Below are 19253 nucleotides of genomic sequence, written 5' to 3'. Positions count from 1 at the left end.
GGTCAAAATCCAAAAAATAAAAAAGCCCCGGGACGGGCATCCGCCGGGGCCAGACCATATGAATGTGACAGCAGGCAGACTCTGCACGAATATAGTGCAGAGCCGTTCCACGTTTTGATTCATACGGGCTTTTCGAGACCCGGGGCGACAGATGTCGTCCTAAATATATACAATCATAAATTCAAAAGAGCGCAACAACAATAAACCGCAACGTTTACGGACGCCCCAGCGCAACCCACGCATCACCTTCGCAGTATTGCAGGACATTGTGTGTGGAATTGTAGACAAGATGCCCCGCCGATCCGGATGGGTTCGAACATCCCGCCCCGCCGTTCCCCGGCGGGCCCGCGGCCAGCCACAGCCCACCAGAACAATATTGCAGGACATGGGATGTCGGATTGTAGGTTATATCACCATTGCTTCCCGCTGGCCCCGCACAAGCATCCCCGACGAGAGTCGGCACCCATGTGCCCTCGACACCGGTTGTGCTGCCATCAAGACCCAATCCCGTAACACCGTTGCCATTGCCACCCCAGCAATACATCGTCCCACCGTTGCGCAAGGCGCAACTGGCCCCTTCTTCGACGCTGAGTTCAATCCAATCGGTGTAGGCCCCCACCTGAGCCGGAACCAGCTGACTTCCGGAATCAGTCCCCAAACCAGTTTTTCCCCTGAAGTTCGCCCCCCAACAATACAGCTGACCACCAGCACGCAAGCCACAGCTGAAACTTTCGCCAACGGAAATGCGAGTCCAGTCCGTATCCGATCCGACCTGAGCCAGTGTGGTTTGGTTCCCGGCACTGATTCCTAGCCCGGTTCTGCCATCACCGTTGAAGCCCCAGCAATACAACGCCCCACCGCGAATGCCGCATGTGTGCGCCCAAGACGCGCTGACATCCGTCCAATCCGTGTCCGATCCGATTTGAACCGGGCTGGATGCACTGCCACTGGTCAAACCATTGCCCAGCTTGCCGTAGAATTGCGACCCCCAGCAATACAAAGCCCCACCACGAATGCCGCATGTGGTCGTGTTCCCGCCGGCGACCCACGTCCAATCTGTGGCCGCACCAACCTGCGTTGGTGTTGTCGTCGTCCCTGATGTCGTTCCAAGACCTGTACGACCCGAGCTATTCGACCCCCAGCAATACAGCAATCCCGTTCCACGCAACCCGCAAGAATGGCTGTATTCCGCATCAACATAGGTCCAATCCGTAAATGCCCCAACCTGGGTTGGTGTCGTGGTATCACCGGATGTTGTCCCCATCCCGGTACGGCCGGAAGCGTTTCCGCCCCAGCAATATAACGCCCCGTTATTGATACCACAGCTGTGGAAAGCCGAACCCTTGGCCATATCCCACGTCGTATCCGTTCCCACACGCGCCGGCGTTGTCTGCTCCCCAGTCGATGTACCAAGACCCGTCGCGTAATAAGAATTTTGACCCCAGCAGTACAGTTCACCATTCCGCGTACCACAGCCCGTGTAGTACCCCATCCCAACGGTAGCCCACGGCTCCGCCCCTTTCGGAAGGCTGGGTTCAAAGACATAAACCGTTCCGGCATTGCTAAGACCCGACACCATTTCCTTTTGAAACGGCACGGCCAGAACGTTATCACCCAGCGCAATTCCCTGACCAAAAAAATCCATGGTTTGTTTATTCGGGCGGGTGACGCGACCCAGCCATGTTCCACTGTCCGCATTGAACAGGTGAATCTTGCCCGCGCCATCGACTCCATCTGGATCAGCGCTATAGGCCCCTACGGCCACCATGCCATTATAAATCGCAACCGAATTTGTATAGCCGAAATTATCGCTGTCTTCCGGTTCGGGGTTTTCGATGGTGGTCACCAAGGCCCCGGTGTTTAAATTATATACATACGCCGCCCCGGCGGAATAAGCCGGCCCCGGGCCCACATCGGCGTTGTTCATTCCGACGATCAGCCGATCACCGTCCGCCGCAATTGACGACCCAAAATCTTTATAGGCGGCCGGAACAGGCGCGGTCAGGGTGTGAAGCAATGCGCCAGTTGTGGCATCAAAAACATAAACCGATCCGGCATTATCAAGGCCGCCCGGGTCATCATCAGGGGCAGCCACAATGGCCCAGTTGCCAGAGATCGTAACATCCACACCAAAATAATCATTTGTTGTCGGGCTGGGGTTAACCAACGTCGACACCAGCGCCCCGGTCGTAGCGTTGAACACATAGGCCTGACCCGCCGCACTGACCCCGCCCGGATCATCAAAACGTGCACCAACAATGGCCAGGTTGCCCGATATATCAACATCACCACCAAAGGAATCATTGGCCGTTGGATTGGGATTGGCCAACGTTGACACCAGCGCCCCGGTCGTAGCGTTGAACACATAGGCCTGACCCGCGCCGCTGCCGCCCGCATCATCATCGGGCGCACCCACGACGACCAGATTGCCATCGATTTCCGTGTCATATCCGAAATAGTCACTGGCGGTTGGGTTGGGATTCACCAGGGTTGAAACCAACGCACCGGTATCCAGCGCATAGACATAGACAGACCCCTCCGCCGCAAAAGTGACGGCGTTATCCGGCACGCCAACGGCCGCCAAATTGCCGGAAATGGATACGCCCCCGCGCCCCATATAATCGTTGGTCGACGGGGACGGATTAACAAGCGACGGCAAAGTCGCCGCGGAAAACCAGCTGATCGCGTTGCCGCCCTTGGCAAAAGAAACCCAGTTGGTATCGTTGCAATAGGTCGGGGTGTTGGACGCTGTATTCCAGATGACATCCCCCGCATTTCCGGCGGGGTTGGAGCATGCGGCAAAAGCCGGGTTTGAATGCCCCCATGCCCCCAAGCCAAGCGTCACCACCCCGACGAGCAGAGCCGCGCGCCCAGCCTTGCGCAAAAGAGAATCCCCCATGATGTATGCCCCCGTTATCATTGATAGAAATTGTACCAGAAAATATTGATAAATCTATAAAACCGGGCTGACTTCCCGCCTCTGCTGCCACCCTTGATGATACCCCCCCGACCGGATAAACTGCGCGCATGAACCAAACCGCAGATTCCAATAAGAAAAACCCGCAAAAAACCGCCAAAGGCCCCCGTTTTATCACGGCGCTGATGGGCGGGGGCGAGCTCCGCACGGAAAAGGCCCGGATGGAGGCTTTTCTGTCAGCGGTGCCGATGGATTATTGCGGCTGGGGCCCGGATGGGGCCATCGCCTATTCCGAGGGGTTTTGTCGCCTGTTGGCACTGGATTCGATCCGCAACATTCACGACATTCAAAACCGCCTGTCGGCCAGTGACGCCGCCGCTTTGGAGGGTATGTTTTTCCGGTTGCAGGAACAGGGGGAACCCTTTTCCATCACCGTCCGCACAGCGGACCGCACCCGAACCATGACCCTGTCCGGGTCCAGAGGCGTCGATAGCGATGGCAGCATGCGTTTCAACATCCTGTGGCTTCAGGATACAACCGTCCAGGCCCAGGAACAGCGCCGCATTAGCGAAGCCCAGCAATTTGCCGAATCGGAGCAATTGCGCCTGCAGGCCGCGCTGGATCACGCCCCTGTTCCGTTGTGGATGCGCAATACGCAGACCGATTTGATCTGGTGCAACCGGGCCTATGCCAACGTGCTGGACACCTCGCCCGCGACCGTCATCGCAGAACAGCGCGAATTGCCGCAAACAGCCCGCAAAAAGGGGCCCGCAACCGCATTACAGCCGGGCCGCCCATTGGCACAGGCCGCATTGGATGCGGCACAGCCCAAAACGACACAGGCCCATATTATCCATGCGGGCACACGGTTGTTGTGGGACGTCACGGAAACCCCTCTGCCGGGATTGGGGTTAACACTGGGCAGCGCGCATGACCGCACCCGGGAAGAAGAGCTGGAAACACACCAGCGTCGCAACACCGCCGCCAACAAAGAATTGCTGGAACAACTGGGATCATCCATCGCCATTTTCGCCGCCGACCAGAAGATTGAGTTTTTCAATTCGGCCTTTGCGCAGTTGTGGCAACTGGACGACAGCTGGTTAAACACCCAGCCAAAGCTGGGCGATATCATGGAAAAATTGCGCGAAACACGGCGCCTGCCGGAACAGGCCGATTTTCGCAAGTTCAAGCAAAGCTGGCTGAACATGTTTACCGGCCTGATCGGTGGGCACGAAGATATGCTGTACCTGCCCGATGGGCGGGCCCTGCGCCAATTGGTCATCCCGCACCCGATGGGCGGATTGATGATGATTTTCGAAGACGTGACCGGACGATTGGAACTGGAATCCAATTATAACACGCTGGTCGCTGTGCAAAAGGAAACGCTCGACAATTTGTCCGAAGGCGTGGCCGTGTTTGGCGGCGACGGACGATTGAAATTGTGGAACCCGGCCTGGGCCCGGCTGTGGCACCTGAACCCCGAAGATCTGGACGGCGAGCCGCATATCAGCCGGATCGTTGAACGCCTCAAACCACTATTCCATGAAACCGTGTGGCCCCAGCAGCGCGAAGAACTGATTGCACAAGGGCTGGACCGCACACAGCGCGAAGGCCGCCTGCAATTGCTGAACCAGACACTGGTTGATTTTTCGACCGTGCCGCTGCCCGATGGTGGCGTTTTGGTCGCGCATATCGACGTGACCGACAGCGCCCGCGTCGAAGCCGCCTTGCGCGATCGTAACGAAGCCTTGGAAGCGGCGGAGCGGCTGAAGCTCGACTTCCTGGCCAACGTGTCGTACCAGCTGCGTACACCGCTGAACGCCATTACCGGGTTTGCCGAAATTTTGGGCCATGAATATTTCGGACCACTGAATGAACGACAAAAAGAATATACAACCGGTTTGCAGGATGCGGGCAAACGCTTGGTCAGTCTGGTTGACGACATTCTGGACCTGTCAACGATTGAAGCCGGGTATATGCAATTGCAAACATCCACCGTTGATGTTCACCGCATGCTGGCCGGGCTGGTTGATCTGACCACCGAATGGGCTCGGAAGGAAAAAATCAACGTCCGGCTGGATTGCCCGGATGATATCGGCAGCATCAATGCCGATGAACAGCGCATGAAGCAGGTGTTGCTGAACCTGATCCGCAACGCGATCAATTTCACACCGGAGGGCGGCACCATCACCGTGGGCGCAACGCGCACCAGCGATGGTCATATCGCCCTGCACGTCACCGACACCGGACCCGGTATCGCCAGCGAAGATCGCGCCCGTGTGCTGGAGCCGTTTGAACGCGGCAATGTAAAGGGTGCCATGGCCGCGCGACAGGGTGCGGGGTTGGGACTGACCCTTGTGCGGAATATTGTGCAATTGCATGGCGGCACCATCACACTGGACAGCCCGCATAATCACGGCACGATTGTTACGATTTCCCTGCCCGTTTAAATTCGCGCGCCCGCTCGAACAAAGTTCGAACCCTCATAAAAAGGGGCCGCAATTTCTGGAAGACATGGCGCGCCTAGCGGCATTCGATCCAGGTTTTTGATCCTGTTTTTTCCACCTTGCCACGGATCGTGATTTCCCCCTCCGCCACAGTGAAGCAGGAGAAGATGGGCACGATTGTGCGCAGTATCACCTCAAGCCGCCCACCGCTGTAAAACGGGCCATAGGTGCAATATTCTTCGGACACACCGGGAGCCATGCGGAAATTGGTTTGGGACCGCGCCTGTGTTCCATCGGCAGCTTCAAAAAAATTGGTGCGGAACGAGCCCATGATTGTATAGGGCGCAGCATTTTTGATGATGAAGCAGCGCGCCCCATCAGGCCGCGCGGGCGGTGTGACCGGATCGGCCATCGGCACAATCACCGGCGCATCCTGTGCGCTGGCAACCGGGATCGTCACCATGCTGCAAAACAGCAAAAAGAGTAATCCGATCAACGTCCTCATAGGTCTGAGTATAGCATAAAATGCGCCATGGACTTGTGCAGATTTATGCGCACCCTATGTCAGTACAGGAAAGCGAGTGCGGAGATGAGCGCCACAGAATCAATTCAAGTTATTGATAACAAAGAGAAAGAACGGTTCGAGCTGCATATTGACGGGCACACCGCCTTTGCGGCGTATCGGGTCGAAGGCACCACTTTATTCATCGATTATGTGGAAGCCCCGCCGCCTTTGCGCGGCACCGGCGCCGCCGGGCGCTTGATGGAGGGCATCACCACCATGGCCCGCGACCACGGCCAGAAAATTTATCCCATCTGTTCCTACGCCGTGTCGTGGATGAACCGTCATCCGGATCAGCATGACGTGCTGGCCTAGGCCAAACCCGGAACACCTTTCGTCGTTGAATATTCCATGTGCAGATCCTGCCCCGGATGGGTTTGGCGGTAGATGGCGTGCGCGGCCTGCGCCACCTCGGCAAAACCGGTCAGGATGAGCTTTAATTTCTGCGGATAGGTTGCAACATCGCCCACGGCATAAATACCCGGCACCGATGTGGCCGCCGTTGATGGTTCCACCGGAATATGGTGCCGGTCAACCGCCAGCCCCCAATCCGCAATCGGCCCCAGCGACGCCGCCAGACCGAAGAACGGCAGCAGCACATCAGCCTCCAGCACTTTTTCCGTGCCATCCATCGTCGCCACGGTCACGTGGCGCAGATGCGCGCCAACACCGTCCAGCGCCTTTAGCTGATAGGGCACGACCAGATCAATTTCACCCGCATCGGCCATCGCCTGCATCCGCATGACGGATTCGGGGGCGGCGCGGAAATTGTCGCGGCGATGCACCACCATCACACGCGCGGCAATCGGGGCCAGCGACAACGCCCAGTCCACCGCACTGTCACCACCACCGGCGATGACGATGCGTTTCCCGGCGAAGTCATCACGGCGGCGCACCATGTAGAACACGGACGTGCCTTCGTACGATTCAATGCCCTCCAGCGGTGGGCGGTTGGGGCCGAACGCCCCGGCCCCGGCGGCGATGATGATGGCCTTTGCCTTGATTTTATTACCCTTTTCCGTTTCCAGATCGAACCCCGTATGCACCGTACCGGACACGCGCACCACCTGTTGCCCCAGCAGGTACAGCGGCGCGAACGGCGCGGCCTGTTGTTCCAGCGCGGCGATCAGTGATGCCGCCTCAACACGCGGGAAACCCGGAATGTCATAGATGGGTTTTTCCGGGTACACCGCCGTGCATTGCCCGCCAATATCGGGCAGCGCATCAATGACCGTGCAGGACAGACCCAGCATGCCGCACTGGAATACGGTAAATAAGCCAACAGGCCCCGCACCAATCACGGCAACGTCTGTTTCAACAATCGGGGCTGGAATGGATGCGTTCATCGTTTAACGACCTCTTTCAAACAGGAACGAGCGTGCCCGGAACGATCATGGAAAACAATCCCTTTTTCACCGCACGGGGCTTGGTTTTTGCGCCATTTCCTGCACAAATAGCAAGCCATGACAGACCATGATTTTCACATCCCGACGACCACCCACGAATTGCGGGGCGAAGACGCCACCGCGGCGTTGGCACAATCCATCGCCGGACGCCTGTGCGTGGGTCAGGTGTTGTTGCTGGAAGGGGATTTGGGGGCCGGAAAAACCACCTTCGCCCGCGCGTTGATCCGCGCCCTGGCCGGAGATGAAAAACTGGAAGTGCCCAGCCCGACCTTCACATTGGTTCAGACATACGACACGCCGCGCGGGCCCGTATGGCATTTCGATTTATATCGCATCAAAACACCGGACGAGGTGTGGGAGCTGGGCTGGGAAGAAGCGTTGAGCGGTGCCATCACCATCGTTGAATGGCCCGGTAACCTTGGCCCGATCCTGGAAACCATGGTGCCGCCGCAAGGGTGGACGTTGCATTTCGCCGCCGACCCGCATCGCCCCGATATTCGCATCATCACCATTCCCGATATTCCCCTTAACGAAGGAAACGCATAATCATGAGTACGCCGCATATTGACCGTGCCTTTATTCTGGCCGCCGGAATGGGAAAACGCCTGCGCCCGCACACCGACACGATGCCAAAACCGATGGTGCCCGTGGCCGGTAAAGCAATGATCGACCACACGCTGGACCGTCTGGTCGCGTATGGCGTGCATGATGTGACCGTCAATCTGCATTATCGCGCCACGCAATTGGAACAGCATCTGGGCCAACGCCATGCGCCGCGTTTAACGTTTTCATTCGAACAAACATTGCTGGACACGGGTGGCGGCATGAACAAGGCCCTGTACACCATGGGCAACCAGCCGTTCTTCGCGTTTTCCGGCGACACGCTGTGGGAGGATGGCGTCAGCGGCGATGCCCTGACCCGTATGGCCAGCATGTGGGATGATTCCAAGATGGATTTGTTGCTGTTGCTGCAACCCGTCAGCGCCATGACCTTGACCGGCGGCGTTGGCGATTACGACATTCTGCCGAATGGCCAGATTATCCGCAGCACAACGCAAACCGGCACCCATATGTGGACCAGTGTGCGCATCGTGCATCCGCGTTTGTTTGAAAATGCGCCGAACGGTCCGTTCTCCTTCCTGCAACTGATGGACAAGGCGCAGGCCAATGGCCGTTTGTTCGGACTGGAACATGACGGCGCATGGCACCACATCAGCACGCCGGCCGATCTGGCCAGCGTGGAGGCCCATCTGGCCGCCACGGGCGGCTCAATCTCCCCGTCCAATCCGGTTTACCCGCCCGCCAAACCCACCGCGTGATGAATATGGGGGCAGCGGATCACAAGCTGACCCTGTTCACCATTCCGGCGGGGGTGGCCTTTGCCGATGCGCTGGCGCATGGGTTGCTGGATGAAACGAGGGGCGATCCGCAGGGTCTGTCTTCTATTCATCTGTTGTTGCCCACACGCCGCGCGACACGGACGATGCAGAATGCGTTTTTGCGTCTGTCCAAGGGCGCGCCGATTTTGCTGCCGCGCCTGAGCGCCTTGGGCGAGGTGGATGAAGATTCATTGAGCCTTGAATCGATTGCTTCATCCGGGAATGCTGTCGCCCTGAACCTGCCTCCCGCCATGCCGAAAATTCGCCGTCAGATTTTATTGGCGCGCATGATCATGGAATGGAAGACCCGGGTGCACAGCCCCGATCAGGCCTTTGCCCTGGCCGGAACACTGGGGCGCCTGATCGACCAATGCTATATGGAGGGGGTCACGCTGGACGCCCTGCCCGCGTTGGTACCGGATGAATTTGCCGATCATTGGCGCGTGACGCTGGATTTCCTGTCGATCATCATGAAATTGTGGCCCGCCTTGCTGGACGCGCACGGCATGATTGATGCGGCGGACCGCGGTGGCCGATTGACCCACGCGCTGGCCGATCATTGGGATGCCACGCGCCCGACCCAACGCATTATCGCCGCCGGTTCAACCGGGTCCATTCCCGCCACGGCCCGTTTATTGCGCGTGATTGCGGGATTACCCAATGGGTCGGTGATCCTGCCCGCGCTGGATCGTGATATGGATGATGGCAGTTGGGCGGCATTGGATGATTCCCACCCGCAACATGCATTGAAAAAATTACTGCATGGGATGGATGAAAATTTGCATCGCCATGACGTTGTTCTCTGGCCACATACACCACCCGCACGCACCGACATCAATCCGGGCGTGGCCCAGAAGCAATTAAACGCCCGCCAATGGCTGGCGCGTGAAATGATGCGCCCCGCCGCCACCGCCGATGCGTGGACGACATTGGACCCGGATACAGACACCCGTACCCATGTGCGCGACACGTTGGGCCGCGTGCGCCGCATGGATGCCGAAAACCCGCAGGAAGAGGCCGAGGCCATTGCCCTTCTCTTACGCGAAACATTGGAAACACCGGGACGCACGGCATCACTGATCACACCGGACCGGATGCTGGCCCGCCGGGTCAGTTTGATCATGAATCGCTGGGGCATCATTATGGATGATTCCGGCGGCCAACCGCTCAGCACCACACGGGTTGGTATTTTCCTGCGCCTGATTGCACGGGCGGCGATTGAGCAGTACGCCCCCGCCGCGTTGCTGGCCGCCGTGAAACATTCATTGATGCGGTGGGATGACAATGATGCGGATGGCGGGCGCGGCATGGTCCGGGCGCTGGATCGCCATTATCTGCGCGGCCCCGCCCCGGCCCATGGATGGGATGGATTAATCGCCCATATCAACGCCAAACGCGAAGCGCAAATTGCACGCGGCCATGATGCGCCGCCGGATGTTGCGCCCTTGATCGATCATCTGCGTACCTGTTTCGCACCGTTTGATGATTTATTGCAGGGTGATGCGGATACGCTGCGCCCTTTGCCCTCCTGGCTGACCGCGCATATCAAGGTAGCCGAGCACTTAAGCCGTGCCGATACGATCTGGACCGGCGAAGATGGCGAGGCGGCAGCCACCGTTCTGGCCGAATTGCACGGCGAACTGGCACAGGCCTTTTCCGGTGATATGAACGCCATGCCGCCGATGAGTCTGGATGATTATCTATCCATCATCAGCGGCATGATGGAGGGCGTCAACATCCGCCCCGCTTATGGCACCCACCCGCGCCTGTCCATTCTGGGCCAGATCGAAGCACGGATGACCCAAGCCGATTGCGTTATTCTGGCCGGACTCAACGATGGCACATGGCCCCCCGATCCCGGCCATGACCCGTGGATGTCGCGCCCGATGCGCAAGCAATTCGGCCTGCCGCCCACGGAACAAATGGTCGGATTTGCCGCGCATGATTTTGCCTGCGGTTTCTGCGCGCCCACTGTGTATTTAAGCCGCAGCAAGCGGGTGGATGGCACGCCGACCGTTCCGTCCCGCTGGTTGCAACGGCTGGATACGGTGTTACAGGCGCTCGATATCCCGCCCGAACATTTGCACGACCACCCCGCCCTGCACCGTGCGCGGATGTTCAGCGATGATGGTGCACGCATTGCCGCCGCCACGCGCCCCGCGCCGACACCACCAGCCGATCGCCGCCCAATGACATTGCCGGTCACCGACATTGAAACATGGATGCGCGATCCCTATGCCCTGTATGCCAAACGGATTTTACGCCTGCGCAAACTGGACATGCTGGACAAGCCCGAAGATGCGGCTAGCCGCGGCACGTTGATCCATGAAGTGTTCGAACATTTCGTATCGGATCATATGCACGAATGGCCGGATGATGCACAAAGCCGTTTAATCACGCTGGCCCATGACCAGATGAAAGCCCACATGGATGATCCACGTTTGTGGGGGTTCTGGTGGCCGCGCATGGAAGCGGCGATTGACCATTTCGTTACGCTAGAAACCGCGCAGCGCATCCATTCCAAACCATGGGCGCTGGAGGCCACAGGAACATTACCGATTTCCTTGGATGATGGCAGCGTTTTTACCCTGACCGCCAAGGCCGACCGCATTGACCGCAGCACGATCGATGGCCGCGCCACCGTGATTGATTACAAAACCGGAACATTGCCCAGCAAAAAAGCGATCGAGGCCGGATTGGCCCCGCAATTGCCATTGGAAGGGGCGATGATTCTGCATGGCGGGTTTAACGATAGCGGGCCGAAACCCAGCGTCGATGGACTGCGCGCTTTTACCGCATGGGATGGATCGGGCCGGAAGAACCCCACCATTCTGAACATAGAAGAAGGCGATGCCGTGCATCTGGCCACCTATGCCCATAACGGATTGCGCGATCTGGTCACCGCATTCAAAAACCCGGCAACGCCGTATTACAGCCTGCCCAACCCGGCGAACGCACCCAAATATCGTGATTACGATCAACTGGCCCGTGTGCAGGAATGGGTGGTGTTGAGCGATGCGGATGATGAAGCGGAGGATGCGGCATGAACCCGAAATCGTCCGCAGCAGAGAAGCCCGATCAATCACCACAGGCCGCCAGCGCCCACGCCGCATCGTTGCAGGCGCAAGCATCCGACCCTGCCGCCCACGTATGGGTGGGCGCATCCGCCGGATCGGGAAAGACCAAGGTTCTGACCGATCGCGTCTTGCGCATTTTGTTGCCGCGCCCGGGCCAGGGCACCGCCAGCGCGTGCGCCCCGCACCGCATTTTGTGCCTGACTTTCACCAAAGCAGCGGCAAGTGAAATGCGCCTGCGCCTGTCCAAACGCTTGGGCGAATGGGCGGTAATGGACGATGAGAAGTTACACGCCACATTGCGCGATTTGATTGGCCAGGACCCGGATGCCGACCAAATGGTCGCCGCCCGGCAATTATTCGCCCGCGTGGTCGACGCCCCCGGTGGATTAAACATCACGACCATTCACGCGTTTTGCAAAAGCATTCTGGGGCGGTTTCCGTTGGAAGCGGGGCTGTCGCCCGATTTTAAAACGCTGGAAGATGACGAAGCCAAACGGTTGATCGCCATGGCGCGGGATCAGGTTTTAAGAACTGCGCGCGATGACATGCACGGTGATTTGCACAATATCGTCCGCCGCCTGACCCGCATTTTGAATGAAGAGCAGATGGATACCCAACTGGCCGCATTATTGTCCGAACGCGGCGCGCTGGAACACACCATGCGCACCCATCCGGATGCGGACACATTACACCGCGCCGTGTGCGATATTCTGGGCATTGATCCCACATTGGACCGCGACCAGTTTATTTTGAATGCATGCGCCGATACATCATTCGCCAAGGATGATTTATGGGCGGCGTGTCGGGCACTCAATCAAGGCACAAAGACCGATGTTGAGCGCGCGGGATTATTACAGGATTGGCTGGAATCACCCGCGCACGTCCGGGCAGAGAAATTTGAGGCCTATACGGGTATTTTCCTGACCAAAGCCGGAACCGTTCTGGCCCGCATCGCCACCAAGGGTGCGAAGGATGCGGATGCCAATTGCGAACCGACATTGATTGCCGAAGCCGAACGGTTGATCACCCTTAACGAAACATTGCGCGCCGTCGCATCCGCCCGGGCGACCAGTGATTTGTTATCGTTCGGCGGGGCGGTGTTGCGCGATTATGCCGCCATCAAGGCCCGCCATTCCGCATTGGATTTCGATGATCAGATTTTGCGCACGCTGTCCTTGCTGCAGGGTCAGACGATGGGCATGGATGCCGACACCATCGCCCCATGGGTGATGTTCAAGCTGGATCAGGGGCTGGACCATATTCTGGTCGATGAGGCGCAGGATACGAACCCCGAACAATGGGCGATTATCCGGGCGTTGAGTGATGATTTCCTGTCCGGGCGTGGCCGCGATGATGCGGAGCATTTGGCCCGTACATTGTTTTTCGTTGGTGATGAAAAACAATCCATTTACGGATTCCAACGCGCCGACCGCGATGGGTTCCAGACCATGCGCAAAAATTTCGCCGCGCGCGTGCGCGCCATGAATGCGACGTGGTGGCGGGATGTTGGATTGAACGTGTCATTCCGGTCCACCACATCCGTTTTGCGGGCAACCGATGAAACATTCAGCCCACCGCCCGTGTTACAGGGCGTGGCCGATGACATTATCACCCACACCGCGCACCGGATTGGACAGGCCGGGTCGGTTGAAATCTGGCCGATTTTGCACGAGCCGGAAAAAGACAAAGGCAAAGACGATTGGGTGTTGCCGCTGGAGCGTACATCATCCATCGATGCGCGCACCCAATTGGCCATCCGCGTGGCGGATCATATTGCATCATCTATTGACACAATGATGCTGGAATCCAAGGGCCGCACATTGCTGGCCGGGGATATTCTGGTGCTGGTCCGCAACCGGAATGATTTCGTGCCAAAGCTGGTGCGCGAATTGAAATCCCGCAACATCCCCGTCAGCGGCGTGGACCGCATGGTCCTGAACGACCAATTGGTGGTGCAGGATATGATGGCGGTGGCGCGATTCGCGTTGTTGCCGGAGGATGATTTATCGCTGGCCTGTATCCTGAAATCACCATTATGCGGGTGGGATGATGCGCGATTGGAACATATTGCGTGGAACCGGGGGTCACAAACGCTCTGGTCCGCCCTGCGCGCCCGCGCGGGTGATGATCCGGTGACTGCGTGGCTGAATGATCGTTTGCGTGATGGCAGCTTGCTACGCCCGTATGAATTTTTCACGCGCCTTCTGCAAACACCTTGCCCCGCCGATTCCAAAAGCGGCCACCACGCCTTGATTGCGCGGCTGGGGCATGAGGCGCTGGACCCGTTGCAGGAATTCATTAACAACACGCTGTCGTTTGAGCGCACCCATGTTCCGTCCCTGCAGGATTTCGTGCAGGTGCAGGACCGCACGAACACCCAGCTAAAGCGCGAAATGGATGATGCGGGCGATCAGGTGCGGATTATGACCGTGCATGCGTCCAAAGGACTACAAGCCCCCGTCGTCATCCTGCCCGATACGATCAAGGGCAGTGGCGGGAAGAAAGATGTGCCCGTTCTGTGGCCCCGTAAAACCGGATTGGCCGCGCCATTATGGACGACGCGCAAGGCCGAAGCGCCGCGCGCCTACACCACCGCGCAAGGCTGCATTGACGCGGCAGAGGCGGAGGAAGAACGCCGCCTGCTCTACGTCGCCATGACGCGGGCGGAGGACCAGTTGATTATCGCCGCGGCGAAGAAAAAACGCGCCCGGCTGGAGGATAGCTGGTATCAACTGATATCCGATGCGTTTGACCGGATGGATGATGTTGAAACCGTCAATCATCCCGGTTTCGATGATCCCATTCGCCGCATATCCAACCCGCAAACGCGCCCCGTCGATGAAAGGCGCACAGCCGGATATGTACCCACCAACACCACCGACGCAGCCGCCCCGGATTGGGTTGACCGCGCCGCCCCCACCGAACCCGGCGCGCCAACGACATTGATGCCATCACGCCCCGACGATGCCGAACCCGCCGCGCGGTCCCCGTTGCAGGGGGATGACCCGTACCGGTTCCGTCGCGGGATTGTGACGCACCGCTTGTTACAAATCCTGCCCGACATGCCGGCCGGCGCCCGCATGGATGCCGCCCGCCAGCATGTGGCGAAACAGGATTTACCGCACAGTGTGCGCGACGGCATCGTGACCGAAGTCATGGCGATTTTGGATGATCCACAATTTGCGCCCCTGTTCGCCCCCGGCACCATGGCCGAGGTGCCGGTGACCGGATATGTCGATGGGCAATTGATCAGCGGGCAGATTGACCGTCTGGCGATCACAAATGATGCAGTATGGATCATTGATTATAAGACCAACCGCCCACCACCGCTGGACCAGAAGGATGTGGCCCCTCTCTACCGCAAGCAGATGCGGGCCTATGCCGCCATCATCCGCAAAATCTACCCAGACCGGGTGATTCGCACGGCCCTGCTGTGGACCGACGGGATGCGGCTGATGGAGATTCTGGAAAATAAATAACCTAAAGAGCATCCTCATCCAAAACCGTCATCCCGGAAATCCCGTCAGGGATTATCCGGGATTTTGGCCGTGCCCTATCCATCGCGGCACAAACCCCGGATAAAGGCTATACGCCTTTTCCGGGGTGACGAAACAGGGGGAATGTGGATGGAAAAGACGCACGACCCTTGACCCCGCACGCCAAGCGACCATATTAAAAGGTACAGAATTCATTCATCCGAAGAGAGGAACGGGCCATGACCCATAAAGTATCCGACCAAAATTTTGAAACCGAAGTCCTGAAAGCCGACGGCCCGGTCGTTGTTGATTTCTGGGCCGAATGGTGTGGCCCGTGCAAGGCGATGGGTCCGCTGGTTGATGAACTGGCCAACGAAATGGGCGAGAAGGTCAAAGTCGTCAAGGTGAACATCGACGAAAGCCCGAACGCTCCGACGAAATACGGCGTGCGCGGCATCCCGACCTTTATGGTGTTCAAGGGTGGTCAGGTTGTTGATACCCGCGTTGGGTCGATGTCCAAAACGCAACTGAACGAATGGGTTGCTTCGGTCGTTTAAGATCGCGCCACGTTCACATTTAAAATTTTGAGTCATCCCGGCGAAAGCCGGGATTGTCTTATGACTGCAAGAAATACACAACACGACGCGCGCGGCGCACACGACGATTTTTTCTTTTGTTCGGCATTCCCGCGAAGGCGGGAATCCAGAGTGTGGCCCCGCATATCGCTTGGATCCCCGCTTTCGCGGGGATGCTAGAGGTGGGGAGACAGCGCGCACCATGTTGAAAACAATCATAAAAACCGGAGTAAAACCCATGCAAGACCCACAATTCATCCTGCCTGACGAACGCGATTTACCCGCGGAATCGGCGTCGTTTCTGCGCTGGTTGTGGTTTTTCTTGCGGCCCTATCGCAAAACATTTTTCATGTTTACCGCATTACGCATAGTGCGATTTGCCGTGCTGGCCATGATGCCGTTTTTCATCGGTATCACCATCAAGGGATTTGAAGAAGGCTGGGCGATGGAAAACCCGTCCCGCCTGATGTGGATGATCGTACCGTATATGGTGGCCTATGGCCTGGCGCTGATCTCCATGGGCTTGTTCCTGAACGAAGCGGCGATGGAAGATCGCTTGAATCGCAGCATGGCGTTGTTTTCCGTGCGGCACATGAACCGCCTGTCACTCAACTGGCACGAATCGCAAGGATCGGGCAGCAAGATGCAGCGCATCACCACGGCGCGATCATCGTTGAAACAGCTTTATAACATTTATAAATGGTCACTGGTCCCGTTCGTGGGCAGTGTGATTGGTATTTTTGCGTCCGTCATCCTGATCGACGCACCGTTTTACTTCCTGCTGCTCTATGCCGGGTTTATCGTCACCTTTATGGCGGTGGGCGTTTATACGGCGCGCAATTTGCCGAAAATGCACGACCGCCATAACAAGATGCTGGAGAAGTTGACCGCCCGCGTTTACGAATTTGTCGGCGCGGTGCGTACGGTGAAGGCGTTTAACATGGGTGCCTATATCGACGAGCAAGCCCAGCGCCACGAAGCCGATGCCCATTTCGCCATGCGCGATGTGTTCAAAATCACCTATTTCAAATGGACGGTTTTGAACATGACGGCGTTTTTCTGGATCGTCCTGACCCTTGGCCTGTGCCTGTCCGGTATGTTTGGCGGGTGGTTGAGCGCCGGGGCGTTTGCGACCGTGTTCTTCCTGATGTTCAATTTGTGGTCCCGCCTGGAAGAAATGGTCTATATGCAGGATCAGTTCCTGGAATACCGCAACGGGTTTATGCGCATATCCGAAACGCTGCGCGAAAAGCCGCAGATGATGGATTTCGCCCCCGCCCAATCCCTGCCCGCCGATTGGAATGATATTCGTTTCAACAATGTCAATTTCACCTATGACGGGCAGAAGGGCCATGCCCTGCACAATATCAACCTGATCATTCCGCGCGGGAAAACCATCGCCCTGACCGGGCGCAGCGGTGCGGGCAAATCAACATTGGTCCGCATGTTGATGAAACAGATGTTGCCCGAAACCGGCACCATCACCGTCGGCAATGCCAATTTGAACAATGTTCCGGGGCATGAATGGTTGAACCGTATCGCATTGGTGCCGCAGGATGTGGAATTGTTTAACATCACCATCCGCGACAACATCTTGCTCGACCGCATCGACGCTGTCGACGAAGATTTATACCAACGCGCCCTGAAACATGCCGCGTTGGATGAATTGATTGCCAGCCTGCCCGATGGGGATGCCACGATGATTGGCGAACGCGGGATCAAATTGTCCGGCGGGCAACGCCAACGTCTGGGTATTGCCCGGGCGTTTGTGCGCGATGCCGATTTGATTATTTTTGATGAGGCAACATCGGCGCTGGATTCCCTGTCGGAACAGGTGATCCAGACCGCGATGGAAACGGCCTTCGCCGGAAAAACCATGGTCATCATCGCCCACCGCCTGTCGACCGTGAAACATGCCGACAATCTGATCGTCATGGAAAATGGGGAGATCGTTGAAAACGGCGGCTTCGCCGAACTGCTGGCCAAAAACGGTACGTTCGCAAAACTATGGGCGATGCAGTCGGAGCATTTTATTGATGGTGATGCCGTTGCGGCGCAGTAAAATGCGTCCGCAAAAATCCCTCTTGAAGGAATAAAAAAGCCGCCTATAATCGGTTCCACATTGCAAGGCCTCGAAAGCCTTTGGCGTTGGTGCCGGAATCAGAGTGATAGCGCTAAGCCGCAGCGTCCCAAAGCTGCCATTGAAAGCTCGCGCAGATATTTATTTATAATATTGTTATCACTCGCGATGCGCTTTTACGCCCTTTTTCCCATTTTTTTATGGGCCCTTTTGTCTTTTTTTCCGATTCCCGCACTGGCCGCCGAAGCGCAGCCCGGTGATTCGTGCAGCGTGAATGGTGAGGTTCGACAAACCGGCGGACCGGAACAAATCCCAAGCCGCACATTGATATGCAACGGCACGACATGGCAAAACGCGCTGGAGCAAAGCACGGCGGGAACATCTCTCCTGCAAATTGGGAACGATGCGACATCATGCACAACGGAGAAACTGGGCCGACTGCGCTACAACGGGGTATCGACATGGAGTTTTTGCAACGGAACAGCATGGGTCAGCATGGGCGCGGCCGCAATTTCAAGCCTGACCCCAGCCACAGCATCCAACACAATCAATAACGCCAACTATCCTCAAACATGGACATGGGATGGGATTACATCCAGCCCCGGATTATCCATCACATCATCAACAGCGACCGGAAGATTATTATCCGTTGCGATTACAACGGCATCATCCAGCTCAGCCGCCATTTACGGCACCAATAGCGGTAACGGTTACGGGGCAACCGGTGTCTATGGGCGCACATCATCAACATCCGATGTCAATTACGGCGTCCAAGGACATTCAGACAGCCCCACAGGATACGGCGTGTACGCTTATGCGGCATCCAACAGTGGCACCAATTATGGCCTTTACGCCCTCAGCAACAGCAGCACAGGATACGCAATTTACTGTTTTGCGGTAAACACCTACGGATGCGGTGGAAACAGAGCCTGGTCGAGCGCGTCCGACAGGCGATTGAAAAAGGAGATCACGCCGCTGGGTGATAAAGACGGGTTGGAGGCCATTATGCAGCTGCGCCCCGTGCGGTATCATTGGCGCGACGTTAAATCGGCCGGAAAGGCGGAAATGGGATTTATCGCACAGGACGTTGAACCGATCCTTCCGGAGTTGGTTGGGTATGGCCCGGATACTGAAATCACGATGGAAAACGGCACAAAAGAAGTTGTTCGGAACGCAAAGTCCATGAGCTATTCCACCGTGGTGGTCCCCTTGGTCAAAGCAGTACAAGAACTGAAAATCGCAAACGATGTCTTGCGGACACAAAACACGGACCTGCGTCACCGGGTTGAAAGGCTGGAATCTGCCGAAGAAAGATAACGCACCGAACGCGGCCT

At 57.4% G+C, this 19253-nt stretch carries 12 protein-coding genes; 9 read left to right on the top strand and 3 right to left on the bottom strand.

The window, feature by feature from the left end:
- Window positions 1–214 precede the first annotated feature (214 nt).
- On the bottom strand, window positions 215–2899 hold the full coding sequence (locus MICA_RS00595) for a chromosome condensation regulator (RefSeq protein ID WP_014101699.1): 2685 nt from the start codon (window positions 2897–2899) through the stop codon (window positions 215–217).
- Window positions 2900–3027: 128 nt separating this feature from the next.
- Between MICA_RS00595 and MICA_RS00590 the strand changes: the two genes are divergently transcribed.
- Window positions 3028–5367, top strand: coding sequence for a sensor histidine kinase (locus MICA_RS00590; RefSeq protein ID WP_014101698.1), 2340 nt, complete (start codon window positions 3028–3030; stop codon window positions 5365–5367).
- A 73-nt stretch (window positions 5368–5440) separates the two neighbouring features.
- On the opposite strand, the gene MICA_RS00585 is transcribed toward MICA_RS00590, so the two are convergent.
- On the bottom strand, window positions 5441–5842 hold the full coding sequence (locus tag MICA_RS00585) for a hypothetical protein (RefSeq protein ID WP_014101697.1): 402 nt from the start codon (window positions 5840–5842) through the stop codon (window positions 5441–5443).
- A 111-nt stretch (window positions 5843–5953) separates the two neighbouring features.
- Here MICA_RS00585 and MICA_RS00580 point away from each other — a divergent pair, with 111 nt between their 5' ends.
- Window positions 5954–6241: a GNAT family N-acetyltransferase gene (locus tag MICA_RS00580; protein WP_014101696.1), complete on the top strand. Its 288-nt coding sequence runs from the start codon at window positions 5954–5956 to the stop codon at window positions 6239–6241.
- On the opposite strand, the gene MICA_RS00575 is transcribed toward MICA_RS00580, so the two are convergent.
- Window positions 6238–7272 (bottom strand): NAD(P)/FAD-dependent oxidoreductase, encoded by a 1035-nt coding sequence (locus MICA_RS00575; protein WP_014101695.1) that lies wholly within the window; start codon window positions 7270–7272, stop codon window positions 6238–6240. The two genes, MICA_RS00580 and MICA_RS00575, sit on opposite strands and share 4 nt — an antisense overlap.
- A 117-nt stretch (window positions 7273–7389) precedes the next feature.
- Here MICA_RS00575 and tsaE point away from each other — a divergent pair, with 117 nt between their 5' ends.
- The 7 genes from tsaE to MICA_RS00540 all read left to right on the top strand — a co-directional run bounded on the left by tsaE (window position 7390) and on the right by MICA_RS00540 (window position 19236).
- On the top strand, window positions 7390–7878 hold the full coding sequence (tsaE, locus tag MICA_RS00570) for a tRNA (adenosine(37)-N6)-threonylcarbamoyltransferase complex ATPase subunit type 1 TsaE (RefSeq protein WP_014101694.1): 489 nt from the start codon (window positions 7390–7392) through the stop codon (window positions 7876–7878).
- 2 nt (window positions 7879–7880) lie between these two features.
- Window positions 7881–8651: a nucleotidyltransferase family protein gene (locus MICA_RS00565; protein WP_014101693.1), complete on the top strand. Its 771-nt coding sequence runs from the start codon at window positions 7881–7883 to the stop codon at window positions 8649–8651.
- Window positions 8534–11758, top strand: a complete 3225-nt coding sequence (gene addB, locus MICA_RS00560) for a double-strand break repair protein AddB (protein WP_236619923.1) — start codon at window positions 8534–8536, stop codon at window positions 11756–11758. Before MICA_RS00565 ends, addB begins: the two co-directional genes overlap by 118 nt.
- A complete protein-coding gene (gene addA / locus MICA_RS00555; RefSeq protein ID WP_014101691.1) occupies window positions 11755–15267 on the top strand; it encodes a double-strand break repair helicase AddA in 3513 nt (1170 codons plus the stop codon). Before addB ends, addA begins: the two co-directional genes overlap by 4 nt.
- Window positions 15268–15503: 236 nt before the next feature.
- Entirely contained in the window at window positions 15504–15821 is a 318-nt protein-coding gene (trxA, locus tag MICA_RS00550) for a thioredoxin (protein WP_014101690.1), read from the top strand.
- 256 nt (window positions 15822–16077) lie between these two features.
- On the top strand, window positions 16078–17901 hold the full coding sequence (locus MICA_RS00545) for an ABC transporter ATP-binding protein (RefSeq protein ID WP_041793701.1): 1824 nt from the start codon (window positions 16078–16080) through the stop codon (window positions 17899–17901).
- Between the two features lie 228 nt (window positions 17902–18129).
- Window positions 18130–19236 carry a tail fiber domain-containing protein gene (locus tag MICA_RS00540; RefSeq protein ID WP_041794132.1) on the top strand — a complete coding sequence of 369 codons (1107 nt, stop codon included), beginning with the start codon at window positions 18130–18132 and terminating at the stop codon, window positions 19234–19236.
- Window positions 19237–19253 lie beyond the last annotated feature (17 nt).

This window comes from Micavibrio aeruginosavorus ARL-13 (assembly GCF_000226315.1).
GTDB lineage: Bacteria > Pseudomonadota > Alphaproteobacteria > Micavibrionales > Micavibrionaceae > Micavibrio > Micavibrio aeruginosavorus_B.
The sequence above is the reverse complement of the archived record's forward strand: the minus strand, read 5'-3'. Positions and strand labels throughout refer to the sequence as shown.